At 53.2% G+C, this 24,324-nt stretch carries 21 protein-coding genes and 1 riboswitch; of the genes, 10 read left to right on the top strand and 11 right to left on the bottom strand.

The annotated features are described in order from the left end of the window. Positions 1-116 precede the first annotated feature (116 nt). The 4 genes from cra to leuO all read right to left on the bottom strand — a co-directional run bounded on the left by cra (position 117) and on the right by leuO (position 4,870). Positions 117-1,121 (bottom strand): catabolite repressor/activator, encoded by a 1,005-nt coding sequence (cra, locus tag OGY68_RS02260; protein WP_003018794.1) that lies wholly within the window; start codon positions 1,119-1,121, stop codon positions 117-119. 264 nt (positions 1,122-1,385) lie between these two features. Beyond that, positions 1,386-1,877, bottom strand: coding sequence for an acetolactate synthase small subunit (ilvN, locus tag OGY68_RS02255; RefSeq protein ID WP_003829566.1), 492 nt, complete (start codon positions 1,875-1,877; stop codon positions 1,386-1,388). Positions 1,878-1,879: 2 nt separating this feature from the next. After that, complete coding sequence (ilvI, locus tag OGY68_RS02250; RefSeq protein ID WP_020996230.1) at positions 1,880-3,604, bottom strand: acetolactate synthase 3 large subunit; 1,725 nt, start codon at positions 3,602-3,604, stop codon at positions 1,880-1,882. Between the two features lie 318 nt (positions 3,605-3,922). Continuing rightward, positions 3,923-4,870, bottom strand: coding sequence for a transcriptional regulator LeuO (gene leuO, locus OGY68_RS02245; RefSeq protein WP_020996231.1), 948 nt, complete (start codon positions 4,868-4,870; stop codon positions 3,923-3,925). A gap of 654 nt (positions 4,871-5,524) precedes the next feature. On the opposite strand from leuO, the gene leuL reads away from it, so the two are divergent. From leuL to leuD, 5 genes are all read left to right on the top strand, one after another. After that, on the top strand, positions 5,525-5,611 hold the full coding sequence (gene leuL, locus OGY68_RS02240; RefSeq protein WP_048998978.1) for a leu operon leader peptide: 87 nt from the start codon (positions 5,525-5,527) through the stop codon (positions 5,609-5,611). Between the two features lie 90 nt (positions 5,612-5,701). Beyond that, entirely contained in the window at positions 5,702-7,273 is a 1,572-nt protein-coding gene (leuA, locus tag OGY68_RS02235) for a 2-isopropylmalate synthase (RefSeq protein ID WP_008786191.1), read from the top strand. Further along, positions 7,273-8,364 carry a 3-isopropylmalate dehydrogenase gene (gene leuB / locus OGY68_RS02230; protein WP_003829570.1) on the top strand — a complete coding sequence of 364 codons (1,092 nt, stop codon included), beginning with the start codon at positions 7,273-7,275 and terminating at the stop codon, positions 8,362-8,364. Before leuA ends, leuB begins: the two co-directional genes overlap by 1 nt. A gap of 2 nt (positions 8,365-8,366) precedes the next feature. Continuing rightward, the gene (gene leuC / locus OGY68_RS02225; protein ID WP_057067385.1) at positions 8,367-9,767 is read left to right on the top strand and encodes a 3-isopropylmalate dehydratase large subunit; all 1,401 of its coding nucleotides are present in this window, start codon (positions 8,367-8,369) and stop codon (positions 9,765-9,767) included. Between the two features lie 10 nt (positions 9,768-9,777). Then, the gene (gene leuD, locus OGY68_RS02220; protein WP_003829572.1) at positions 9,778-10,383 is read left to right on the top strand and encodes a 3-isopropylmalate dehydratase small subunit; all 606 of its coding nucleotides are present in this window, start codon (positions 9,778-9,780) and stop codon (positions 10,381-10,383) included. Positions 10,384-10,428: 45 nt separating this feature from the next. Here leuD and idnR read toward each other — a convergent pair whose 3' ends face one another. From idnR to sgrT, 5 genes are all read right to left on the bottom strand, one after another. Beyond that, entirely contained in the window at positions 10,429-11,421 is a 993-nt protein-coding gene (gene idnR, locus OGY68_RS02215; RefSeq protein WP_286616812.1) for a DNA-binding transcriptional regulator IdnR, read from the bottom strand. 82 nt (positions 11,422-11,503) lie between these two features. After that, positions 11,504-12,787, bottom strand: coding sequence for an MFS transporter (locus OGY68_RS02210; RefSeq protein ID WP_057067386.1), 1,284 nt, complete (start codon positions 12,785-12,787; stop codon positions 11,504-11,506). 58 nt (positions 12,788-12,845) lie between these two features. After that, a complete protein-coding gene (idnO, locus tag OGY68_RS02205; protein ID WP_057067387.1) occupies positions 12,846-13,610 on the bottom strand; it encodes a gluconate 5-dehydrogenase in 765 nt (254 codons plus the stop codon). A gap of 278 nt (positions 13,611-13,888) precedes the next feature. Further along, positions 13,889-15,067, bottom strand: coding sequence for a sugar efflux transporter (locus OGY68_RS02200; protein ID WP_003829576.1), 1,179 nt, complete (start codon positions 15,065-15,067; stop codon positions 13,889-13,891). A gap of 108 nt (positions 15,068-15,175) precedes the next feature. Next, positions 15,176-15,304 (bottom strand): glucose uptake inhibitor SgrT, encoded by a 129-nt coding sequence (gene sgrT / locus OGY68_RS02195; protein ID WP_020996233.1) that lies wholly within the window; start codon positions 15,302-15,304, stop codon positions 15,176-15,178. Positions 15,305-15,403: 99 nt separating this feature from the next. Between sgrT and sgrR the strand changes: the two genes are divergently transcribed. From sgrR to thiQ, 4 genes are all read left to right on the top strand, one after another. Next, a complete protein-coding gene (gene sgrR, locus OGY68_RS02190) occupies positions 15,404-17,059 on the top strand; it encodes an HTH-type transcriptional regulator SgrR (protein ID WP_057067388.1) in 1,656 nt (551 codons plus the stop codon). A 47-nt stretch (positions 17,060-17,106) separates the two neighbouring features. After that, a riboswitch (TPP riboswitch) is annotated at positions 17,107-17,230 on the top strand. A 30-nt stretch (positions 17,231-17,260) separates the two neighbouring features. Further along, complete coding sequence (thiB, locus tag OGY68_RS02185) at positions 17,261-18,244, top strand: thiamine ABC transporter substrate binding subunit (protein ID WP_057067389.1); 984 nt, start codon at positions 17,261-17,263, stop codon at positions 18,242-18,244. Further along, positions 18,220-19,830, top strand: a complete 1,611-nt coding sequence (thiP, locus tag OGY68_RS02180; protein WP_057067390.1) for a thiamine/thiamine pyrophosphate ABC transporter permease ThiP — start codon at positions 18,220-18,222, stop codon at positions 19,828-19,830. Before thiB ends, thiP begins: the two co-directional genes overlap by 25 nt. Beyond that, entirely contained in the window at positions 19,814-20,512 is a 699-nt protein-coding gene (gene thiQ, locus OGY68_RS02175; protein WP_032942352.1) for a thiamine ABC transporter ATP-binding protein ThiQ, read from the top strand. The genes thiP and thiQ overlap by 17 nt, the downstream gene beginning before the upstream one ends. A gap of 29 nt (positions 20,513-20,541) precedes the next feature. On the opposite strand, the gene OGY68_RS02170 is transcribed toward thiQ, so the two are convergent. Both OGY68_RS02170 and araC read right to left on the bottom strand, forming a co-directional pair. After that, on the bottom strand, positions 20,542-21,309 hold the full coding sequence (locus OGY68_RS02170; RefSeq protein ID WP_003829584.1) for a DedA family protein: 768 nt from the start codon (positions 21,307-21,309) through the stop codon (positions 20,542-20,544). A gap of 119 nt (positions 21,310-21,428) precedes the next feature. Next, positions 21,429-22,274, bottom strand: coding sequence for an arabinose operon transcriptional regulator AraC (araC, locus tag OGY68_RS02165; RefSeq protein WP_003829586.1), 846 nt, complete (start codon positions 22,272-22,274; stop codon positions 21,429-21,431). Positions 22,275-22,613: 339 nt separating this feature from the next. Here araC and araB point away from each other — a divergent pair, with 339 nt between their 5' ends. Then, positions 22,614-24,323, top strand: a complete 1,710-nt coding sequence (gene araB, locus OGY68_RS02160) for a ribulokinase (protein ID WP_057067391.1) — start codon at positions 22,614-22,616, stop codon at positions 24,321-24,323. Position 24,324 lies beyond the last annotated feature (1 nt).

Below are 24,324 nucleotides of genomic sequence, written 5' to 3'. Positions count from 1 at the left end.
AGAATGATTTCAGATAATTCTAAAGAATATTCTTAAATATAATGCGGTTATTTCTGAGAATAGAAAAATTGAAGACGTCAGAGGCTTATCCCGCCGACGTCATCAATTGAGGAAACTTAGTTACGGCTGAGAATACCGCGACGGTACAGATTACGCCGTATACGCGTTAAACCTGGTTTTGGTTTACGCGGTTCGTCCAGACTTGCCAGTACAATCTCCAGCACGCGTTCTGCGACATCACGATGGCGCTGTGCCACTGCCAGTACCGGGCACTGCAGGAAGTCGAGCAGTTCGTGATCGCCAAAAGTCGCAATCGCTAAATCAGACGGCAGTTGCCCATCACGACGCAGGGTCACATCCATCACGCCCTGCAACAGGGCAAACGACGTGGTAAACAACGCCTGAGGCATTGGGTGCGTTTCCAGCCATTTATCAAACAGCTGCGCAGCCGCTTCCCGCTCATAGCTGTTGGCGTACAGGAAATGGACTTCACGCGGATCGTCCTTCCACGCGGTACGAAAACCCTGCTCGCGCAGGAAACTGACGGATAATTCAGGAAGCGCGCCCAGATAGAGGACGGTTTCAGCAGGGAATTTGCGTAACTCCTCTGCCAGCATTTCGGCATCATCCTGATCCGCACCCACAACGCTGGTAAAATGTTCGCGGTCCAGTGCACGGTCCAGCGCCACAATCGGGAATGAACTGTTTGCCCAGCGTTGGTAGAACGGATGCTCAGGCGGCAATGAAGTCGACACAATAATGGCATCGACCTGGCGCTGTAAAAGATGCTCAATACAGCGCATTTCGTTATCCGGCTGATCTTCAGAGCAGGCAATCAACAGCTGATACCCTCGCTGACGCGCCTGGCGTTCCAGATAGTTTGCGATCCGGGTATAGCTTGTGTTCTCAAGATCCGGGATCACCAGCCCGATAGAACGTGTGCGTCCAGCACGCAGCCCGGCCGCCACGGCATTCGGGTGGTAATTATGCTCACGCACCACCGCCATGACTTTTTCAACCGTTTTGTCGCTTACGCGATATTGCTTTGCTTTGCCATTAATAACGTAGCTTGCAGTCGTTCGCGAAACGCCGGCCAACCGAGCGATTTCATCCAGTTTCACAATTGCCCCTTGCGTAAAATGTACAAACCATAACCTTTTAGATGGCATGGGTTAAACTTCTTAACATCTAAGCGCAGAATAATGACTGCGGCAACCGCTTTTGTCTCTGGTTACTGCTGATTTCGCAAAAAAAAGCGCAGCAGGTAGCATCAGCGAAAGCGGGTTCGTTACCTGCAGGCAGGATAAGGCGTTTATGCCGCTATCCGGCATGACCTCCACGATGAGGCCTGATAGCGCTTTGCTTACCAGGCCTACGGTTGACGATTAGCGCATAATTTTATCGCCACGGGAGAGTCCCACCACACCGGAACGAGCAACTTCCACAATTTTGGCGACTTCACGCAAGGTTGCCAGAAACGCATCCAGCTTGTCGCTGGTGCCCGCCAGTTGTACGGTGTAGATAGACGGCGTCACATCGATGATTTGCCCGCGGAAAATCTCCGTGTTGCGTTTCACCTCCTCCCGGCCATAACCGCTGGCCTGGATTTTCACCAGCATGATTTCTCGTTCAACGTGGGCACCCTGCCCCAGCTCGCTAACGCGCAGAACATCCACCAGTTTGTGGAGCTGCTTTTCGATCTGCTCAAGGACTTTCTCATCCCCTACCGTCTGAATCGTCATCCGCGATAAGGTCGGGTCGTCGGTCGGCGCGACGGTCAGGCTTTCAATGTTGTATCCACGCTGGGCGAAGAGGCCAATCACCCGCGACAATGCACCCGACTCATTTTCCAGCAATACTGATAATATCCGGCGCATAATCAGGTCCTCTCCGTTTTGCTTAGCCACATTTCATCCATCCCGCCCCCACGAATCTGCATCGGATAGACATGCTCACTGCCGTCGACGGTGACGTCGACAAACACCAGGCGATGGTTACGCACATGCTCCAGCGCTTCACCCAGCTTGCTCTCCAGTTCATCTGGATGATTAATCTGGATACCGATATGCCCATAAGCCTCAGCAAGGCGCACAAAATCGGGCAGCGACTGCATGTAAGACTGGGAGTGACGCCCGGAGTAGATCATGTCCTGCCATTGTTTGACCATGCCGAGATAACGGTTGTTAAGGTTGAGCACCAGCACCGGCAGTTCATACTGCAGCGCCGTCGACAGCTCCTGGATGTTCATCTGAATGCTGCCATCCCCAGTGACGCACACTACCGTTTCATCCGGCAATGCCATTTTCACCCCTAACGCCGCAGGTAAACCGAATCCCATCGTGCCGAGGCCGCCTGAGTTAATCCAGCGACGCGGTTTATCGAACGGATAATAAAGTGCGGCAAACATCTGATGCTGGCCAACGTCAGAGGTCACATACGCTTCCCCTTTCGTCAGACGCCAGATGGTTTCAATCACCGCCTGCGGCTTAATGCTTTCGCTTTGCGTGTCGTATTTCAGACACTGACGGGCGCGCCAGTGCTCAATCTGTTGCCACCAGTCACGGTTATCATCCAGTGGCTGCTGTGATTTCTCCTGCTCCAGCAGTTCGAGCATTTGATCCAGCACCAGACGGGCATCACCCACAATCGGAATATCCGCAGTAACGGTTTTAGAAATAGAGGTCGGATCGATGTCGATATGCAGCACGGTCGCATTCGGACAATATTTTGCCAGGTTATTCGTCGTTCGATCGTCAAAGCGAACGCCGACAGCAAAGATCACATCGGAATGATGCATGGTCATATTCGCTTCGTAGGTACCGTGCATCCCTAACATGCCCAGCGCCTGACGATGCGTGGCCGGAAACGCGCCCAACCCCATTAGCGAGGAGACAACCGGCAGATTCAGCGCTTCAGCAATCTGAGCTAACTGCTCATGGCAAGCAGCATTGACCGCGCCACCGCCCACATAGACAACCGGTTTCTTCGCCGCAACCAGCGTCTGTAGCGCCCGTTTGATCTGTCCTTTGTGCCCCGTCGTCGTCGGATTATACGAGCGCATACTCACCGAGTCCGGCCAGCTATAAGGCAGTTTCTTCGCCGGATTCAGAATATCCTTCGGCAAATCCACCACCACCGGCCCAGGACGACCGCTTGCTGCCAGCCAGAAGGCTTTTTTCAGCACCTGCGGGATATCTTCCGTTTGTTTGACCAGGAAGCTGTGTTTTACCACCGGGCGGGATATACCTACCATGTCGCACTCCTGGAAGGCATCGTAGCCAATCAGCGACGTTGCGACCTGTCCGGAGAGGATCACCAGCGGAATGGAATCCATGTATGCCGTTGCGATTCCGGTAATCGCGTTGGTCGCCCCCGGTCCGGAGGTAACTAATACGACCCCCACTTCTCCCGTGGCACGCGCCAGGCCATCAGCCATATGTACCGCCGCTTGTTCATGGCGGACCAGCACATGATCAATACCTCCGACCGTATGCAGCGCATCATAAATATCGAGGACGGCCCCCCCGGGATAACCGAATACCTGCTTCACACCCTGATCGATGAGCGATCGGACGACCATCTCGGCTCCAGACAACATCTCCATGGCTTGCCTCACTCTTATAATGAATTACGGTTTAACAACACATTAACCGCTGACGATGACGCATGGCAATTGACTCCGAAGGGGTGTCACTGGAGTAAATAAGAATAAAAAGGAGGAAAGACGCGAATAAACGGAGAATTAAACCAGCATAAGCAATCAGTATGATAAATAATCGCTTAAAAATGAGAACTTACAGCAATTACTCTATTTTTTGACACTTTTGGACAGACGTAAAAAATAGAGTTCAGCATAAAATTTCAGTTATAAAGACAAAAGCAGAATAAACAGGATGTATTGTCCGGTTTACTCTGCCGAGTGCTACTGCTTACAAACGGAGACTAACAGCTCTTCCATCCATTGATGTCCTTTATCCCGGCCCGCGGCTTCATGCCAGGAAAGATAGCATGTGCGGCTGTTCAATTTTAACGGTAAAGGTAAGATCTGTAGTTCTAAAGAATCGGCAAATTCTTCTGCTAACCAACGCGGCGCAATAGAGACCAAATGCGTTTGCGACACAATATTAAGAACGCTAATTAATGCCATGCCCTGATAAGCTACGCAGGATTGTTTATCCGGTGTGTCATACCACGGTTGGCTGAATGATGCGAAGCGATCAAGTGACACCACCGCATGCTGTTCATTATAGACATCGCTTTCCAGTAACGGACCACTAATGCGCGGATGCTTTTTACTTGCGACTAACACCATTTCGTCATTGAATAACGGAATACTGGTAAATTCAGGACGACGGAATTCTTCATAGCTAATAACGAATTCTGTTTCCTGGTAACGTAATTGATGCTCTGTATTTTGATTGAGTGAAGATTTAAATACGACATGAATGTTTGGCGCTACTTGCTCAACCCGATTATAAATCAACGACGTCAGAATATTATCCAATGGGCTGCATACGCAAAGATTGAATACGCGCTCGCTGCTGGCTGGCTCAAAACCCGATCCAGGCAGTTCATTTTGCACTAATTGCAATGCCTGGCGAACAGAACCAAATAGCTGGAAAGCTCTTGCTGTCGGCTGGATACCGCGTCCATAACGAACAAAAAGCTCATCATTAAACATCACTTTCAGGCGCGCGACCGCATTACTGACAGCAGGTTGCGACATTCCTAAAGTATGCGCGGCACGGGTAATATTTTGTTCTTGCATCACCGCATCAAAGACGGTTAATAAATTAAGATCAACCATGCGAAGCTGTGGCTTCCCCATATCTATAATATTTGTTTTATCTATTATTTTTACTTCTGGCATATTTAACTCCACTGTCACTCTAAACTCCCTTTTCCCAGACGGAGTGAAGAAATAATCTCCGTTAATATGATTTACCATACATATAAGATGAGAAAAAGAAAAAACATTAAAATTAGGAAAACATAAAGGTACAAACCTAAATGAACAAAAGACCAATGCGAGCGCAGTGTGGCAGGTGTCACTGCACGGTGATTCATATGTTTAAATTTCAAAAACAATATAACCATAAGCATGGCGAATATACAATCATACGTATCGTGAATACGTATTTAAGTTTTAATTAAATGTTTATATTATTAATACATTAAAAGTTAACATTAATTTATCAATTATGTGGAGTCATACCGCACATAGCCATTCACGATTACTATAAAAACAGTCAAATCATAAAGATATGAAATCCCAAGAGCGACCTTTTCTTCAGTTCGCCGTTACAATAAATGCAAATAATTATGCTCAAATATGTCAAACCATGAAAAGTATGTACAACCATCAACTGATTAATTTTATGTACTCCGAAAAATTCAGCACAATTCGCTTAAGTTTTGCAGAAACTTCTCCCCTCAAGTAAGGCATTTGCAGGGGTGAGGGTTGACATCAGTCTTCATATCCAGTACCACTAAAAGCATATCGCATTCGCCTGGAGCTTAATTGATGACTTACATTGCTCGTTTTAACGGTCTACTACTACTAAACGCATCTTCATTGCGCGGTAGACTGGTGGACGACATTCAGCATTAAGTCAGCTCCAGTTAAGACAAAAACCCGCGCCGTTGCGCGGGTTTTTTTATGCTCGAAGCAAGGCGCCCTAAGAAACCAAGGACCTAAACCATGAGCCAGCAAGTCATTATTTTCGATACCACCTTACGCGATGGTGAACAGGCGTTACAGGCAAGCCTGAGTGTGAAAGAAAAACTGCAGATTGCGCTGGCCCTTGAGCGTATGGGCGTGGACGTGATGGAAGTGGGTTTCCCCGTTTCTTCACCGGGCGACTTTGAGTCAGTTCAGACCATTGCTCGTCAGGTTAAAAACAGCCGCGTTTGCGCCTTAGCACGCTGCGTAGAAAAAGATATCGACGTCGCAGCAGAATCGCTGAAAGTCGCTGAAGCTTTCCGTATTCATACGTTTATCGCCACCTCGCCGATGCACATCGCGACGAAATTACGCAGTACGCTGGATGAGGTCATTGAGCGCGCGGTCTACATGGTTAAGCGTGCGCGTAATTATACCGATGACGTGGAGTTCTCCTGCGAAGATGCAGGCCGTACCCCTATCGCCGATCTGGCTCGCGTTGTTGAAGCTGCTATTAACGCGGGTGCCAAAACCATTAACATCCCCGATACCGTCGGTTACACCATGCCTTTCGAATTTGGGGCAATCATTTCTGGCCTGTATGAACGCGTACCAAATATCGATAAAGCCATCATCTCCGTACACACCCATGATGATTTAGGTTTGGGCGTCGGCAACGCGCTGGCAGCCGTTCACGCCGGAGCGCGTCAGGTGGAAGGCGCGATGAACGGTATCGGCGAACGCGCCGGTAACTGCTCACTGGAAGAAGTGATCATGGCGATCAAGGTGCGTAAAGATATCCTGAATGTACAGACCCGCATCAATCACCAGGAGATCTGGCGTACCAGCCAGTTAGTTAGCCAAATCTGCAACATGCCTATTCCGGCAAACAAAGCCATTGTCGGTAGCGGCGCCTTTGCCCACTCCTCCGGCATCCATCAGGACGGCGTACTGAAAAACCGTGAAAACTACGAAATCATGACGCCTGAATCCATTGGTCTGAACCAGGTACAGCTGAACCTGACCTCCCGTTCCGGACGCGCCGCGGTGAAACACCGTATGGATGAGATGGGATATAAAGAAAATGAATACAGCCTGGACAACCTGTATGACGCATTCCTGAAACTGGCGGATAAAAAAGGTCAGGTATTTGATTACGACCTGGAAGCGCTGGCCTTCATTAATAAACAGCAGGAAGAACCAGAGCATTTCCGTCTGGATTACTTCAGCGTGCAGTCCGGCTCAAACGACATCGCCACCGCCTCCGTCAAGCTGGCCTGCGGTGACGAAGTCAAAGCCGAAGCGGCGAACGGTAACGGTCCGGTCGATGCTATTTATCAGGCCATCAACCGTGTAACTGAGTACAACATCGAACTGGTGAAATACAGCCTGACCGCCAAAGGGCACGGTAAAGATGCGCTGGGTCAGGTGGATATCGTTGCCAACTATAACGGTCGTCGTTTCCACGGCGTCGGTCTGGCGACAGATATCGTCGAATCTTCTGCTAAAGCGATGGTGCATGTGCTGAACAACATCTGGCGCGCCGAAGAAGTCGAAAAAGAATTGCAACGCAAAGCTCAGAACAACGAGAACAACAAGGAAACCGTGTGATGTCGAAGAATTATCATATTGCTGTTTTGCCGGGTGACGGTATTGGCCCGGAAGTGATGGCGCAAGCCCTGAAGGTACTGGACGCAATCCGTAACCGTTTTAACATGCGCATTACCACCAGCCACTACGACGTGGGTGGTGCCGCGATCGATAACCACGGTCAGCCGCTGCCACCTGCAACAGTTGAAGGCTGTGAACAAGCTGACGCCATTCTGTTTGGCTCCGTTGGCGGCCCGAAATGGGAAAACTTACCGCCAAACCAGCAGCCAGAGCGTGGCGCACTGCTGCCATTGCGTAAGCACTTCAAATTATTCAGCAACCTGCGCCCGGCTAAGCTCTACCAGGGGCTGGAAGCGTTTTGCCCTCTGCGCGCAGATATTGCCGCGAACGGTTTCGACATCCTGTGCGTACGCGAACTGACTGGCGGGATTTACTTCGGTCAACCAAAAGGCCGCGAAGGCAGCGGACAACATGAAAAAGCCTTTGATACCGAGGTTTATCACCGTTTCGAGATCGAACGTATTGCGCGTATCGCGTTTGAATCCGCTCGCAAACGTCGCCGTAAAGTTACGTCGATTGATAAAGCTAACGTACTGCAAACGTCTATTCTGTGGCGCGAAATCGTCAATGAAATTGCTAATGAATACCCGGACGTTGAACTGGCGCATATGTACATCGACAACGCGACTATGCAATTAATTAAAGATCCATCCCAGTTCGACGTGTTGCTGTGCTCTAACCTGTTTGGTGACATTCTGTCTGATGAGTGCGCCATGATCACCGGTTCAATGGGCATGTTACCGTCCGCCAGCCTGAATGAGCAGGGCTTCGGTTTGTACGAGCCTGCTGGCGGCTCCGCTCCGGACATCGCCGGGAAAAATATTGCCAACCCTATCGCCCAGATCCTGTCGCTGGCGCTGCTGCTGCGCTACAGCCTGGATGCCAATGATGCGGCAACCGCAATTGAGAGCGCCATCAACCGCGCATTAGAAGAAGGCATTCGCACCGGTGACTTAGCCCGTGGCGCTGCCGCAGTCAGTACCGATGAAATGGGCGACATCATTGCCCGTTACGTCGCAGAAGGGGTGTAATCATGGCCAAAACGTTGTACGAAAAATTGTTTGATGCGCACGTCGTCTTTGAGGCACAAAACGAAACCCCACTGTTGTACATCGACAGGCATCTGGTGCATGAAGTGACCTCTCCGCAGGCGTTTGATGGTCTGCGCGCGCATGGCCGTCAGGTGCGCCAGCCAGGTAAAACCTTTGCCACCATGGATCACAACGTCTCTACCCAGACCAAAGACATCAACGCGTCGGGTGAGATGGCGCGCATCCAGATGCAGGAGCTGATCAAGAACTGTAACGAATTTGGCGTCGAGCTGTACGACCTGAACCATCCGTATCAGGGTATCGTTCACGTGATGGGGCCAGAACAAGGCGTGACGTTGCCGGGTATGACCATCGTCTGCGGCGATTCCCACACCGCTACACACGGCGCGTTCGGCGCACTGGCGTTTGGCATTGGCACCTCTGAAGTTGAACACGTTCTGGCGACGCAGACCCTGAAACAGGGGCGCGCCAAAACCATGAAGATTGAAGTCAACGGTAAAGCAGCCCCTGGCATTACCGCCAAAGATATTGTGCTGGCGATTATTGGTAAAACCGGTAGCGCAGGCGGTACCGGACACGTGGTTGAGTTTTGTGGCGAAGCTATCCGTGCATTGAGCATGGAAGGCCGGATGACCCTGTGCAACATGGCCATTGAAATGGGCGCCAAAGCGGGTCTGGTCGCACCGGATGAAACGACCTTTAACTATGTTCAGGGTCGTTTACACGCACCGAAGGGCGAGGATTTTGACCACGCGGTTGCATACTGGAAAACCCTGAAAACCGACGACAACGCGACGTTTGATACCGTCGTTACCCTGCAGGCAGAAGAGATCGCTCCGCAGGTCACCTGGGGAACAAACCCAGGTCAGGTCATCTCGGTGAACGATAATATTCCCGACCCGGCGTCATTTACCGATCCCGTTGAGCGTGCATCAGCTGAAAAAGCGCTGGCGTATATGGGGCTGAAACCGGGTATTCCGTTAACGGAAGTGGCTATCGATAAAGTGTTCATCGGTTCCTGCACCAACTCGCGTATTGAAGATTTACGCGCCGCGGCAGAAATCGCCAAAGGGCGCAAAGTTGCGCCGGGCGTGCAGGCACTGGTGGTGCCGGGCTCTGGTCCGGTGAAAGCGCAGGCGGAAGCAGAAGGTCTGGATAAGATCTTTATCGAAGCCGGTTTTGAATGGCGTTTACCGGGCTGTTCCATGTGCCTGGCGATGAACAATGACCGCCTGAACCCAGGCGAACGCTGCGCATCCACCAGCAACCGTAATTTTGAAGGTCGTCAGGGCCGCGGTGGTCGCACGCATTTAGTCAGCCCGGCCATGGCCGCCGCTGCCGCCGTTACCGGTCATTTTGCCGACATTCGCAGCATCAAATAAGGAAACTACCATGGCAGAGAAATTTACCCAGCATACCGGCCTGGTTGTCCCACTGGATGCCGCCAACGTTGATACCGACGCAATTATCCCTAAACAGTTTTTGCAGAAGGTTACGCGCACCGGTTTTGGCGCCCATCTGTTTAACGACTGGCGTTTCCTGGACGAAAAGGGCCAACAGCCGAATCCTGAGTTCGTTTTAAACTTCCCGGAATATAAAGGGGCATCAATTCTGCTCGCACGGGAAAACTTTGGCTGCGGCTCTTCACGCGAACATGCGCCGTGGGCACTGACCGATTACGGCTTTAAAGTGGTGATCGCACCAAGCTTCGCCGACATCTTCTACGGCAACAGTTTCAATAACCAACTGTTGCCGGTGACCCTGAGCGACGCGCAGGTTGATGAAATGTTCGCGCTGGTGAAAGCCAATCCGGGCATTAAATTTGAAGTGGATCTGGAAGCGCAGGTGGTGAAAGCAGGCGATAAGTCCTACAGCTTTAAAATCGACGACTTCCGCCGCCACTGCATGCTCAACGGTCTGGACAGCATCGGGCTGACGCTGCAGCATGAAGCGGCCATCACCGAGTACGAAGACAAACAGCCAGCGTTTATGCAGTAATCTCTTCCGCTGGTCACCGCACGGTGGCCAGCCCTTTCTCTTCGCCTAAAGCGTATCGCCGTAATAGATTTGGTAGCCAAGATTGACGCTGCCCGGCGCATCTTTCCCGTTCAAACGCTTAATCAGAATATCCGCCGCCGTTTTGCCAATCTCAAAGCGTGGCGTAATCACGCTGGCGATTTTTTGCAGCCGCGCACGGCCAATTTCCAGCCCGTGGAAACCGGCAATCGCCATTTTTCCCGGCACATCGTACTGCTGTGCCTGACACTCCAGCAGCGCGCCAACCGCCAGGTCATCGTTGGTACAGAAAATAGCGTCAATATCCGGCTTTTCCGCCATCGCCTGCTGGAACATCTTGCGTCCAAGCGCCACCGACGAAATAGTTTTTGGCGCCAGGTGGTACGCTTCCAGTCCCTGCTCCGCCAGCGCTTTCTCGGTGCCGCGAAAACGGCTAAGGTCTCGGGGGTCATCCATCGAGCCAAAGAAAGCAATGCTGCGTTTGCCGCTGTCGATAAAAGCCTGCGTCATTTCAAACGCGGCTTTTTCGTTATCAAACCCAACCTGAATATCAAGATACTGGCCGCTAATATCCATCAGTTCCGCCACCGGTACGCCGCTGGCGCGCACGTACTGGATCATTCGCTCTGTATGCAGCTTTCCCGTGAGGATCAGGCCGTCGATATTGTAAGAGAGCAGGTTCAGCACCTCGCGTTCTTCACGCTCGGCATCATATTCGTAGTTGGCGATCAGCGTCTGGTACTGGCAGGCCGAGGTGACGGATTCAATCCCTGCAAGCACGTCGGCAAAGATCTGATTACGAAACGAGGGGATCAGCACACCAATGGTTTTGCTGCGTGCGTTGAGCAGAATTTCCGGGGCGCGGTTGGGGATGTAGTTGTTCTCTTCCATCACTTTCGAAATCAATTCGCGGCTGCGTTGCGACACCTGATTCGGGTCACGCAGATAACGGCTGACCGTCATCTTATTCAGCCCGGCCAGATTAGCGATATCCTGTAATGTCATCCGATTGTTTTTCATGAGGTTCTCTACGACCAACAGCCCATTATGCTCGCAGAGAACCTTATCACAGCCGGTTAGCGACTGCACTCCTCGCTCAACCTTAACGCGTAGCCATCTCAGCCGACGGCGACGTGGTTTCATTTTGCGCACGAACGCAGTACATCAGCACCACCGACGCCAGCAGAGCAATCGCCATGAAGGTGTAGGAAACGCCCGGCCCGCCGGTCACGCCGTTGAGGTAACCCACCAGCCACGCGCCGAGGAATGCCCCTAACGCGCCAAAACTGTTGATCATCCCCATCGACACGCCGGAGACGTTGCGCGGCAGCAGTTCGGGGATCAGCGCAAAGAACGGCCCGTAAGGCGCATACATACAGGCAGCGGCCACAACCAGCAGCGCGTAGGAGAGCCAGAAGGACTGGTTGCCCAACAGCCACGAGGCAAAGAACGCGATGGCGGCAATCAACAGCAGCGGCCAGATAAACAGCTTACGGTTCTGGAACTTATCGGACAGCCAGGAGACGGTCAACATCAGGCAGATCGCCGCCAGATACGGTACCGCTGCCAGCCAGCCCACCGCCACGATGTCCATCTGCGCCGCATTTTTGAGGATTGACGGCATCCACATCATGAAGCCATACACCCCGATGCTCCACAGCGCATGCACCGCGCAAAGCATAATGACGCTGCGTGAACGCATCGCTTCACCGTAGTTACGCATCGGTTTGATGTCGCGCTGCTCGCGATCCATCGCCTGCTGTAATGCCTGTTTCTCCTGCTCGCTCAACCAGCCCGCATCCGCCGGTTTGTCCCGTACCAGAATCACCCAGCAGAACGCCCAGATCACCGCCGGGATACCTTCGATAATAAACATTTCGCGCCAGCCCCAGGCTTCAATCAGGTAGCCGGAGACAATCGACATCCACAGCACTGTGACCGGGTTGCCGAGAATTAAAAAGGTGTTGGCGCGCGAGCGTTCAGTTTTGGTAAACCAGTTGCTGATATAAATCAGCATCGCGGGCATTACCGCCGCTTCGACGATGCCGAGAATAAAGCGGATCGCCATCAGCGTTGGGATATTGCTGACAAAGCCGGTCGCCGCGGCACAAAGCCCCCAAAGGATCAGGCTGTAAAAAATCATTTTGCGCACGCTATGCTTTACGGCGTACATCGCGCCCGGCACCTGGAAAAAGAAATAGCCCAGGAAGAATAACGCGCCAATTAACGATGCTGTTTCCTGAGTAATCCCTAAGTCATGTTCAATACCGGCGGCAGCGGCAAAGCCGTAATTGGCGCGGTCGAGATAAGCTAAGCTGTAGGTAATAAAAATAATCGGCATTAAATACCACCAGCGACGCGCTGGCAGTTTTGCGAGCATATTCATACTCACTCCTTGGATTATTGTTTTATCGCTCAGGCCGCGCGTTGCGGCCCATTATTGATCAGACCGCGGCCAGCATGCCGCCGTCCACAAACAGAAGATGCCCATTCACAAAGTCAGAAGCGGGCGCGGCAAGATAAACCGCCGCGCCGATCAGCTCCTCCGGGTTACCCCAGCGAGCGGCGGGCGTGCGCTGGAACAGCCAGGCGGAGAATGCTTCATCGTTGACCAGCGCGGTGGTCATGTCGGTGGCGAAATAGCCGGGAGCAATGCCATTGACCTGAATATTGTATTCCGCCAGTTCCACGCACATGCCACGGGTTAACATTTTGACCGCACCTTTTGACGCCGCGTATGGAGTAATGGTTTTACGACCTAATTCGCTTTGCATTGAGCAGATATTAATAATCTTCCCGCGGCGGCGTTGCACCATGTAGCGGGAAACCTGCTGCGACACCAGAAAGACCGATTTCTGGTTTACATCAATCACTTTGTCCCATTCAGCCTCCGGGAATTCGGTGAAGGGAAAACGACGCTGAATTCCGGCGTTGTTAATTAAAATATCAATGGCCCCAACTTCCTTTTCGATTTGCGCGATGGCGTGCGCAACCTCTTCCCCGTTGGTGACATCAAATCCATAGCCAACGGCGCGATAGCCTTCGGTCACCAGTTTGTCCGCCGCCGCCTGAGCGCGCTGCTGGGTAATATCGTTAATCACAATCTCAGCACCGTGCGCCGCCAGACCGTTGGCCAGCAGGTTACCAATGCCCTGAGCGGAACCGGTAATCAGCGCGCGTTTACCGGTCAGGTCGAATAGGTTCTTCATAAAAAAATCCTTTTTTAATAACTGTTACGCGTAACTGTATACGCGTAACAGTAGAAAAAAGAAGATCCAGGAAGAGGAAAATGATCGTTATGTGATCAACATTGCATTTACGTGCAAGATGAAAAAAAGAGGGATTGGCCTGATAAGCGTAACGCGATCAGGCCGTAAGGACAGGTTGCCGGATGGCGGCGTAAACGCTTTATCCGGCCTACAAAAACGACAAAAGCGAATACGAAATGTCGCCCGGTCGAGCACAGCAACGCCGGGACTGCACCGGACTAAACATCCTTCACCCGCCCGGTCATCCACAGCGTCACCACCGAAATCACCGCAATCACCCAATAGACGGCATAGTGACCGTAGCTTTGCGCAACAGCCCCCTGAATCACCCCTGCCAGAATGACTCCCGTTGAAATACTGTTGGTAAATAATGTGGTCGCTGATCCCGCACGTCCGGGCATCAGATCCTGAAACCACAGCATGCCTATCCCGGCGATAATACCGATAAATACCGCGTTAAACAGTTGCAGCACCAGCAGCGCCGTACGGCTGTGAAAGAAGATCAAACCAAGATAAAACAGCACACCTGCCGCTACGGCCGCGATCATCATTCGCCGTTTGCCAAAGCGCTTCACGTAATAGCCCGCCAGAATCATCGCCGGAATTTCCAGCCCAGCCGCCGTCCCCATTAGAATCCCGGCCAGCTTGTCCGGCAAGCCCAGTTCGAGGCTTATCCACAGCGGCATATCGATGATGTACATGGTGTTGCAGGTCCACATCAGCGTGGAGGCAATAAACAACATACGCACATTTTTGTCCTGCCAACCGCCGGTCTGTTCCAGCGGCACGTCTACAGGCTGCTCCACCCGAGCAACTGACGGCAGTATCAGCGCAATCAGCACCAGGCTAATGGCAAAAATCCCCGCAGCAATGGAAAACATCGCCGTAAAGCCGTAATTCAGCGCCAGCATAAAAGCCAGCGGTGGGCCAATTACCCAGGCCAGTGAAAGCTGCGCACGCATCACCGAGCTAAACATCACCACTTCACGCGCGGAGTTATCAGCATATTCCCGCGCCAGCGCAAACAGCTGCGGCATGGCGGTGTTCGCCAACGAGGCCAGCAGCACACCACAGGTGATCAGCGTAAGATAGTGACGATTAAAGGCAAACAGCAACGCATTGCCAATTGCCATCAGGCAGCAGAACATGATCAACTTACGTCGATCGCCCTGGCTGTCGGATCGTTTCGCGAGGCCAAGGCTGACGACGATCCCGACAATCGCATTGACGGTGTAAAACAGCCCGACCCAAAATGGCTGCGCCCCGACTTCACGGCTCAGGAACAGACTCAGCGTGGGTGCCTGCAATGCCCCCGCCACGCCCATCATAAAAGCGACCAGCATAAATGCCGCGTAAACGCCGTTGAGGCGCCGTCCCATGGTCATAATCCAGAGCATATCTTTCCTTTTAAGCGCAGCTGAAACGAAAAAAGCCAGCAGATGATACCTGCTGGCGCGGCGATTAACACCAATACTCAGTCACACATGATGTCTGCAATTCTCAATTCAGGAGTCAGATGTCATCTCCCACTGCATCAGCTCTTCGAGCATCTTTAAGCGCTGCGGGGCACTCAGGCAAGCCAACCAGGACGATTTTTCTGTCGCGGTAAAGTACTTCAACCAGAACTGACGCATAGATGACCCCTTCGTTGTCTCATCGCTTCATCGGAATCTATTATTGGCTTAATATAGGGATTATAAAATTGCTGAGTTTTCCGCAGGAGTTCCCCTTTTATGTCTTCTGGTCGTTTGCAACAACAGTTCATCCGTCTGTGGCAATGCTGTGACGGCAAGACGCAAGAAACGACGCTCAACGAGCTGGCGGATCTGCTGAGCTGCTCGCGCCGCCATATGCGTACGCTGCTTAATACCATGCAGGATCGTGGCTGGTTAACGTGGGAAGCTGAAGTTGGACGAGGCAAACGCTCGCGACTGACATTCCTCTATACTGGGCTGGCGCTCCAGCAGCAGCGCGCGGAAGACCTACTGGAACAGGATCGCATCGATCAACTAGTGCAGCTTGTCGGTGACAAAACGGCCGTCCGGCAAATGCTGGTCTCCCACTTGGGCCGCAGCTTTCGCCAGGGTCGGCATATCATGCGCGTTCTCTATTATCGCCCGATGCACAACCTGCTCCCCGGTACGGCATTACGCCGCTCCGAAACCCATATCGCCCGCCAAATTTTCAGTGCCTTAATTCGGGTAAATGAGGAAAATGGGGAACTGGAAGCGGACATTGCCCATCACTGGCAGCAAATTTCACCTTTGCATTGGCGATTCTTCCTGCGCCCGGGGATCCATTTTCATCATGGCCGCGAGCTGGAAATGGAAGATGTTATCGCCTCGCTGAGGCGCATTAACGCCCTACCACTGTACTCACACATCACGCAGATCGTCTCTCCCACGGCCTGGACGCTGGATATCCATCTGGCCCAGCCAGATCGCTGGCTTCCCTGGCTATTGGGGCAGGTCCCCGCCATGATCCTGCCGCGAGAATGGGAAACGCTAAACAACTTCTCCAGTCACCCGATTGGTACCGGTCCGTATGCGGTAATGCGCAACACCAATAACCAACTGAAAATTCATGCATTTGATGATTACTTTGGCTACCGGGCCTTGATCGACGAAGTTAACGTTTGGGTATTACCCGATATCGGAGAAGAGCCTGGCGGCGGGTTGACGCTAAAAGGCCCCACAGAGGATGAAAAGGCGATCGAAAGCCGCCTCGAAGAAGGCTGCTACTACCTGCTGTTTGATGCGCGTAGCCACCGTGGCGCTAATCAGGAGGTTCGCGAGTGGGCAAGCCGCGTTCTCTCGCCAACAAATTTAATCTGCCACGCCGATGAACAGTACCAGCGGTTGTGGTTTCCCGCCTACGGTTTGCTTCCCCGCTGGCATCACGCCAAACCTGGCCATGGTGAAAAACCCGCCGGGCTGGAAACGCTGACGATCACCTACTATCGCGATCATATCGAACACCGGATTATCGCGCAGATCATGAAAACGTTGCTGGCGCAGCATCAGGTACAGTTGAATATTCAGGAGATCGACTACGATCAATGGCATGCAGGTGAAATCGTCAGCGATATCTGGCTCAACAGCGCCAACTTTACCCTCCCGCTGGACTTCTCACTGTTCGCACATTTGTGCGAAGTCCCTTTGCTGCAAAACTGTATCTCGCGGGACTGGGAAAACGATGCGGCTCGCTGGCGAACGGGCGAAATGAGCCTGGCAGCATGGTGCCAACAGTTGCTCGCCACAAAGGCCATTGTGCCATTAATCCACCACTGGCTGATCATTCAGGGACAGCGCAGTATGCGCGGGCTGCGCATGAATACCCTCGGCTGGTTTGATTTTAAATCGGCGTGGTTTGCGCCGCCGGATCCATAAGAGCCAGCTCTTAATTGCTGCCCGGCAACAAAATCACTACACTAACGCCGTTCTCAACGGGGTGCTAAATAAAAACATACACAAAATCATTCGATCTGTGTATGGGCTGAGAGATACCCGTCGAACCTGATCCGGATAATGCCGGCGAAGGGATTTGAGGCTTATCTCAAGTCCTTTGCCACCCAACTCTTGAGGTGCAAAGTGTTTAAAAAATGTCTTCCGCTTTTACTGCTGTGCGCAGCGCCTGCTTTCGCTAAACCTGTACTGACCGTCTATACCTACGACTCGTTCGCAGCTGACTGGGGCCCGGGCCCGACAATCAAAAAAGCCTTTGAAGCTGACTGCAACTGCGAGCTAAAACTGGTCGCGCTGGAAGATGGCGTTTCGCTGCTTAACCGCTTGCGCATGGAAGGAAAAAACAGCAAAGCCGACGTCGTACTGGGTCTGGATAACAACCTTCTGGAAGCCGCTACACAAACCAAACTGTTTGCCAAAAGTGGTGTTGCAAACGACGCCGTTAACGTACCCGGCGGCTGGAAAAACGATACCTTCGTTCCGTTTGATTACGGCTATTTCGCCTTCGTTTATGATAAGAACAAGCTGAAGAATCCGCCCAAAAGCCTGAAAGAACTGGTAGAGAGCGACCAAAAATGGCGCGTCATTTATCAGGATCCGCGCACCAGCACGCCGGGATTGGGTCTGCTGCTATGGATGCAGAAAGTCTATGGCGATAAAGCGCCAGAGGCGTGGCAGAAACTGGCAGCCAAAACCGTCACCGTCACCAAGGGCTGGAGCGAAGCCTACGGCCTGTTCCTGAAAGGTGAAAGCGATCTGGTGCTCAGCTACACCACCTCTCCGGCCTATCACATCATTGCCGATAAAAAAGACAACTACGCCGCGGCCAACTTTAGCGAAGGCCACTATTTACAGGTGGAAGTTGCCGCCCGTACCGCAGCCAGCAAGCAGCCGGAACTGGCCGAGAAATTCCTGAAGTTTATGGTATCCCCGGCATTCCAGAATGCGATTCCGACCGGCAACTGGATGTATCCCGTGACGCAAGTCGCCCTACCGCCAGGATTCGAGCAACTGAATAAACCGGCCACCCCGCTGGAATTTACGCCGCAGCAGGTTGCGGCTCAACGTCAGGCATGGATTAGCGAATGGCAACGCGCCGTCAGCCGTTAATCCCCGGCTGGCTGGTTCCAGGGCTTACCGCCGCCACGCTGATGGTGGCCGTTGCCCTGGCCGCATTTTTGGCACTGTGGTTTAACGCCCCGCAGGGAGAGTGGCTCTCGCTGTGGCAAGATGACTACCTGTGGCACGTGGTGCGCTTTTCTTTCTGGCAGGCTTTTTTATCCGCAGTGTTGTCGGTTGTCCCGGCGATTTTCCTTGCCAGAGCGCTCTATCGTCGCCGTTTTCCAGGACGTCTGGCGCTGCTGCGTCTGTGCGCAATGACGTTAATCCTGCCAGTGCTGGTCGCGGTATTCGGTATTCTTAGCGTCTACGGCCGCCAGGGTTGGCTGGCCTCGCTCTGGCATACATTCGGGCTGGAGTGGACGTTTTCGCCATACGGTTTGCAGGGCATTCTGCTGGCGCATGTCTTTTTCAATCTGCCGATGGCCAGCCGCCTGCTGTTACAGTCGCTGGAGAATATTCCCGGCGAACAGCGGCAGTTAGCCGCTCAGTTGGGTATGCGTGGCTGGCATTTCTTCCGTTTTGTTGAATGGCCGTGGCTGCGTCGTCAGATCCTGCCCGTCGCGGCACTCATCTTTATGCTGTGCTTCGCCAGCTTCGCCACCGTTCTGTCGCTGGGCGGCGGGCCACAGGCCACCACCATCGAGCTGGCTATCTATCAGGCGCTGAATTTTGATTACGATCCTGCCCGCGCAGCCATGCTGGCGTTGATCCAGATGGTTTGTTGTTTGGCGCTGGTGCTCCTCAGCCAACGTCTGAGCCGGGCGATTGCTCCCGGTGCTACCCTGTTACAAGGCTGGCGCGATCCCGACGATCGCCTGCACAGCCGACTGGCTGACGCAATCCTGATTATTCTTGCCCTGTTGCTGTTACTGCCGCCGTTGCTGGCGGTGATTGTCGATGGCTTAAACCGCCATGTTCTGGATGTACTGATGCAGCCAGTGCTGTGGCAGGCGCTGGGAACCTCGCTGCGCATCGCATTAGCAGCAGGAGCGTTATGCGTCGTGCTCACTATGATGCTGTTATGGAGCAGTCGTGAACTTCGTGCCCGACAGCAACTGCTGGCAGGTCAGATGCTGGAGTTGAGCGGCATGATGATCCTCGCCATGCCGGGCATCGTGCTGGCAACCGGCTTCTTTCTGCTGCTCAATAACACCATTGGTCTTCCTGAATCTGCCGACGGCATTGTCATTTTTACCAATGCATTGATGGCGATCCCTTACGCACTGAAGGTACTGGAAAACCCAATGCGTGACGTCACTGCGCGCTACAGTATGTTGTGCCAGTCGTTGGGCATTGAGGGATGGTCGCGCCTGAAAGTGGTTGAACTGCGCGCCCTGAAGCGCCCGCTGGCGCAGGCGATGGCGTTTGCCTGCGTCCTGTCGATTGGCGATTTTGGCGTAGTGGCGTTATTTGGTAATGAGGATTTCCGTACCCTGCCGTTTTATTTATATCAGCAGATTGGCTCTTATCGCAGTCAGGATGGCGCGGTTACGGCGTTATTACTGCTGATCCTGTGCTTTACGCTGTTTACCGTTATTGAGAAATTGCCGGGTCGAAATGTTAAAACTGATTGATATCACATGGCTTTATCACCATTTGCCTATGCGCTTTACGCTGTCGGTCACGCGCGGTGAGCAAATAGCTGTACTCGGGCCCAGCGGCGCCGGGAAAAGTACGCTGCTGAATCTGATTGCCGGCTTTCTCACGCCTGCCAGCGGTACCATGATGATTGACGGTGAAGATCACACCACCACGCCGCCCTCACGCCGTCCCGTTTCCATGTTGTTTCAGGAAAATAACCTGTTCAGCCATCTGAGCGTACAGCAAAACATCGGCCTGGGCCTGAATCCGGGATTGAAGCTGAACACATCGCAGCGGGAGAAAATGCACCACATCGCTCAACAAATGGGACTCGACTCTCTGCTGGAACGCCTCCCCGGTGAGCTTTCCGGCGGGCAGCGGCAGCGCGTGGCGCTGGCGCGTTGTCTGGTGCGAGAACAACCTATTTTACTGCTTGATGAACCGTTCTCAGCGCTCGATCCCGCGCTGCGCCAGGAGATGCTAACGCTGGTCGCCGAAGTCTGTCGCGAGAAGCAGCTGACGTTGCTGATGGTTTCTCACAGCGTAGAAGATGCCGCGCGAATTGCGTCCCGCTCGATTGTGGTCGCCGACGGGCGCATCGCGTGGCAGGGCAAAACGGACGATCTGTTAAGCGGCAACGCCAGCGCCTCGGCGCTATTGGGCATTAAAGCATAATGCGAAGCCGCCATCCGGTAAAGGTATCGTCAGTAACCTACAACCTTACGCAGAATGTCGATATACACCGGCATCAGCGGATGGCGCAGTAACGCCACCAGCGCGACCACGCCGATCCCGAGCGTTAACGGCGCCAGATACAGCAAACGGCTGCGGGGGAAATACGCCGTTAAGCGATCAACAGCCGCTTTGCCACTGCGCCATAGCCGCCAGCAAAACCAGCCGCCCACCCAGAGCAACACCGCCGTCGCCAGCAGCAACCATTTAAAATCCCCGCTCTGCATATCAGAAGGGATATCAATTGCCGCTCCCGCCAGGATCCCCGGCAGGAAGTAGAACGGTGGCCACAGCACGCAGCCAATAATATTCGGGACGATAAATTTAGCGACAGGCAGATCCAGCATGCCTGCTACCATCGGCACCAACGGGCGCGTCGGTCCGACAAAACGCCCCACCAGAATAGTAAACATGCTGTGCTGATGCAGGGCGTGCTCGGTTTTATCCAGCAACGCTTTGTTCTTTTTCATGAACGACCAACGGTGCAATGGCTTTTTAAAGCGCCAGCCCAACCAGAAGGAGATCCAGTCCCCCAACAGGCAGCCGACGATGCCCGCAAGCCAGGCATGCCAGAAGTTCAGTTCGCCGCTGCCAATCAGCGCGCCCAACCCCGCCATCATCACGGTCCCGGGCAGAATCAGACCAACCAGCGCCAGCGACTCCAAAAAAGCCACCAGAAGTACGGCGATCAGAGAGTACAGGGCGGACTGGAGAATAAAGTGTTCCAGCAATGCTTGCATAATGTGTCCGTCAAATTTACGAAGCAGGGATTTTGATAACCCCTCTCAACTTCGTCAAGCCATCAATTGTCTGAATAGATTGCGAGTTATGACAACTTTCAGGATACATCATTCACTTTTTATTCACATCCAGCGCGAAACTCGCTCGGACTGGCACCGGTACATTTTTTGAAAACACGAGAGAAATAGAGCTGGTCGTCAAAACCAACATTGCGACCTACGGTGGCGATAGGCATACGTGTGGTACTCAGCAGTAGCTTCGCCTGGCTGATGCGCTGGTCCTCGCGCCAGCTTAATACGCTGATCCCCAACTGCTGACGGAACAGATGCGACAAACGGGAAGGCGACAGGCAGACGTGCTGCGCGACGCTGGCGATATCAAAATTGCTGTCCGCCAGGTGATCGCTGATGTACTGGCAGGCATCGCGGACGCGGTTGTCCATGGGCGGGTGTAGCGATTCATTGATGGCTTCCATACGTCGGAGCAACAACTGCTCCAGTAAATTAATCGCCAGCAGTTCGGAATAACGACCTTCTCCCTGCCCGGCGTTAATTATTTGCCCAAACAGCTCGTTAAAATGCGGCTGATGTGCTTCATCCGGGCGGAAAAAACCGGTCTGTCCAAAAATGGCCGGCCAGGTCAGCCACTCCTGCCAGTAGGCGCGCGGTCGAAAGTAAACCCACTGGTGATACCACTCGCTAGCATCAGGATGGCGCCCGTAGTGGTGAATTTCTCCAGGTGGAAACAACAGAATATCGCCAGGCCGGCAGACAAACTGCTTGCCCTGATTATTGATAACCCCTTCGCCACGGATGGTGAGATTGAGGATATAACCCTTCATACCCAGCGGCCTGTCGATAAAAAAATCCAGGTATCCGTTCGCCTCAATGGGGGTTAATCCGGCCACCAAATGCGCGTTAAACGAATAACCTGGCAACAGGGGATCGTTTTGCGTTTCAGCCATAATTTCAATACTCCCTATGTCCTGCCAAGAAACAATTTGTCCATATTACGCCAGACATCATCGCTGTCGCCCCTGCGGGCCGCTGTATTTGCGGCAATGGACCACCAACCCCGCTTGTGAAAAGCTCTTTGTAAAAAACATGTACTACGCCAACGTCAAAATCGGCTAACAAAAGTGTCTATAACTACGGCAGAAATGTCCACATTGATTATTTGCACAGCGTCACACTTTGTGATGTCACAGCATTTTAGTCCATAAGATTAGCGGATCCTGCCTGACGGTTTTTATCGCTACTCACTACTGTTTATCCATACCCGTATTTTTGGATGGAGTAAGACGATGGCGATTGCAATTGGCCTCGATTTTGGTAGTGATTCAGTACGCGCTTTGGCGGTGGAATGTGCCACCGGCGAAGAGATCGCCACCAGCGTTGAGTGGTACCCACGTTGGCAGGAAGGGCAGTATTGCGATGGCCCAAACAACCAGTTTCGCCATCATCCGCGCGACTACATTGAATCCATGGAAGCGGCGCTGAAAACCGTCCTGGCCGAGCTGAGCGCGGAACAACGCGCGGAAGTGGTCGGGATTGGCGTTGACAGTACCGGCTCAACCCCGGCACCCATCGATGCAGACGGTAATGTACTGGCGCTGCGTCCGGAGTTCGCGGAAAACCCGAATGCGATGTTTGTCCTGTGGAAAGATCACACCTCAGTAGAAGAAGCCGAAGAAATCACCCGCCTGTGCCATACATCGGGCAAGATCGATTACTCCCGCTATATCGGTGGCATTTATTCCAGCGAATGGTTCTGGGCCAAAATCCTGCATGTAACTCGTCAGGACCACGCAGTTGCCGAAGCTGCGGTTTCGTGGATTGAGCTATGCGACTGGGTTCCAGCCCTGCTCTCCAACACCGTACGCCCGCAGGATATTCGTCGCGGTCGCTGCAGCGCCGGGCATAAATCCCTGTGGCATGAAAGCTGGGGGGGTCTGCCGCCAGCCAGTTTCTTTGACGAACTCGACCCCATCCTCAACCGCCATCTGCAATACCCAATGTTTACCGATACCTTCACCGCGGATCTACCGGTTGGCACCCTGTGCGCCGAGTGGGCACAGCGTCTGGGGCTACCGGAGAGTGTGGTGATTGCAGGCGGTGCTTTTGACTGCCATATGGGCGCGGTCGGCGCAGGTGCACAGCCTAACACGCTGGTGAAAGTCATCGGCACGTCAACCTGCGACATTCTGATTGCCGACAAGCAAAGCGTTGGCGAGCGTGCGGTGAAAGGCATTTGCGGCCAGGTTGATGGCAGCGTGGTACCTAATTTTATTGGCCTTGAAGCTGGTCAGTCTGCATTCGGTGACATCTATGCCTGGTTTAGCCGCGTGCTGAGCTGGCCGCTGGGACAGCTTGCCGCACAGCATCCGGAACTGCAGACCCAGATTAAAGCCAGTCAAAAACAGCTGCTGCCTGCACTCACCGAAGCATGGGCGAAAAATCCATCACTGGAGCATCTGCCGGTCGTGCTCGACTGGTTCAACGGTCGCCGTACGCCCAATGCCAACCAGCGTTTGAAAGGGGTGATTACCGATCTGAACCTGGCAACCGACGCGCCAGCGCTGTTCGGTGGCCTGATTGCCGCCACCGCCTTTGGCGCGCGCGCCATTATGGAATGCTTCACCGAACAAGGCATTGCGGTTAACAACGTGATGGCGCTTGGCGGTATCGCGCGCAAGAACCCGGTCATCATGCAGGCCTGCTGTGACGTGCTGAACCGTCCGCTACAGATTGTCGCTTCAGACCAGTGCTGCGCACTCGGTGCGGCTATCTTCGCCGCCGTTGCCGCGAAAATACACGCCGATATCCCTGCCGCTCAGCAGCAGATGGCAAGCGCCGTGGAAAACACGCTGCAACCTCGCCCAGAGCAGGCTCAACGTTTTGAACAGCTTTACCGCCGCTATCAGCAGTGGGCAGTAAGCGCTGAACAGCAATACCTTCCGACTGCCGCTCCGGCGCAACAAGCCCCGGTAGACCTGGCAACCCTGACACATTAAG

This window comes from Citrobacter sp. Cpo065, assembly GCF_030332805.1.
Classification (GTDB): Bacteria; Pseudomonadota; Gammaproteobacteria; order Enterobacterales; family Enterobacteriaceae; genus Citrobacter; species Citrobacter portucalensis.
This window is presented reverse-complemented; position numbering and strand designations above follow the sequence as displayed.

Coding starts and splice junctions, on each gene's coding strand:
- leuC (WP_057067385.1), top strand. CDS start 8,367: ATGGCCAAAACGTTGTACGAAAAATTGTTTGATGCGCACGTCGTCTTT.
- leuD (WP_003829572.1), top strand. CDS start 9,778: ATGGCAGAGAAATTTACCCAGCATACCGGCCTGGTTGTCCCACTGGAT.
- ilvI (WP_020996230.1), bottom strand. CDS start 3,604: ATGGAGATGTTGTCTGGAGCCGAGATGGTCGTCCGATCGCTCATCGAT.
- idnO (WP_057067387.1), bottom strand. CDS start 13,610: ATGAAGAACCTATTCGACCTGACCGGTAAACGCGCGCTGATTACCGGT.
- leuA (WP_008786191.1), top strand. CDS start 5,702: ATGAGCCAGCAAGTCATTATTTTCGATACCACCTTACGCGATGGTGAA.
- OGY68_RS02200 (WP_003829576.1), bottom strand. CDS start 15,067: ATGCTCTGGATTATGACCATGGGACGGCGCCTCAACGGCGTTTACGCG.
- leuB (WP_003829570.1), top strand. CDS start 7,273: ATGTCGAAGAATTATCATATTGCTGTTTTGCCGGGTGACGGTATTGGC.
- leuO (WP_020996231.1), bottom strand. CDS start 4,870: ATGCCAGAAGTAAAAATAATAGATAAAACAAATATTATAGATATGGGG.
- sgrR (WP_057067388.1), top strand. CDS start 15,404: ATGTCTTCTGGTCGTTTGCAACAACAGTTCATCCGTCTGTGGCAATGC.
- thiQ (WP_032942352.1), top strand. CDS start 19,814: ATGTTAAAACTGATTGATATCACATGGCTTTATCACCATTTGCCTATG.
- leuL (WP_048998978.1), top strand. CDS start 5,525: ATGACTTACATTGCTCGTTTTAACGGTCTACTACTACTAAACGCATCT.
- OGY68_RS02210 (WP_057067386.1), bottom strand. CDS start 12,787: ATGAATATGCTCGCAAAACTGCCAGCGCGTCGCTGGTGGTATTTAATG.
- OGY68_RS02170 (WP_003829584.1), bottom strand. CDS start 21,309: ATGCAAGCATTGCTGGAACACTTTATTCTCCAGTCCGCCCTGTACTCT.
- thiP (WP_057067390.1), top strand. CDS start 18,220: ATGGCAACGCGCCGTCAGCCGTTAATCCCCGGCTGGCTGGTTCCAGGG.
- ilvN (WP_003829566.1), bottom strand. CDS start 1,877: ATGCGCCGGATATTATCAGTATTGCTGGAAAATGAGTCGGGTGCATTG.
- sgrT (WP_020996233.1), bottom strand. CDS start 15,304: ATGCGTCAGTTCTGGTTGAAGTACTTTACCGCGACAGAAAAATCGTCC.
- araB (WP_057067391.1), top strand. CDS start 22,614: ATGGCGATTGCAATTGGCCTCGATTTTGGTAGTGATTCAGTACGCGCT.
- araC (WP_003829586.1), bottom strand. CDS start 22,274: ATGGCTGAAACGCAAAACGATCCCCTGTTGCCAGGTTATTCGTTTAAC.
- idnR (WP_286616812.1), bottom strand. CDS start 11,421: ATGAAAAACAATCGGATGACATTACAGGATATCGCTAATCTGGCCGGG.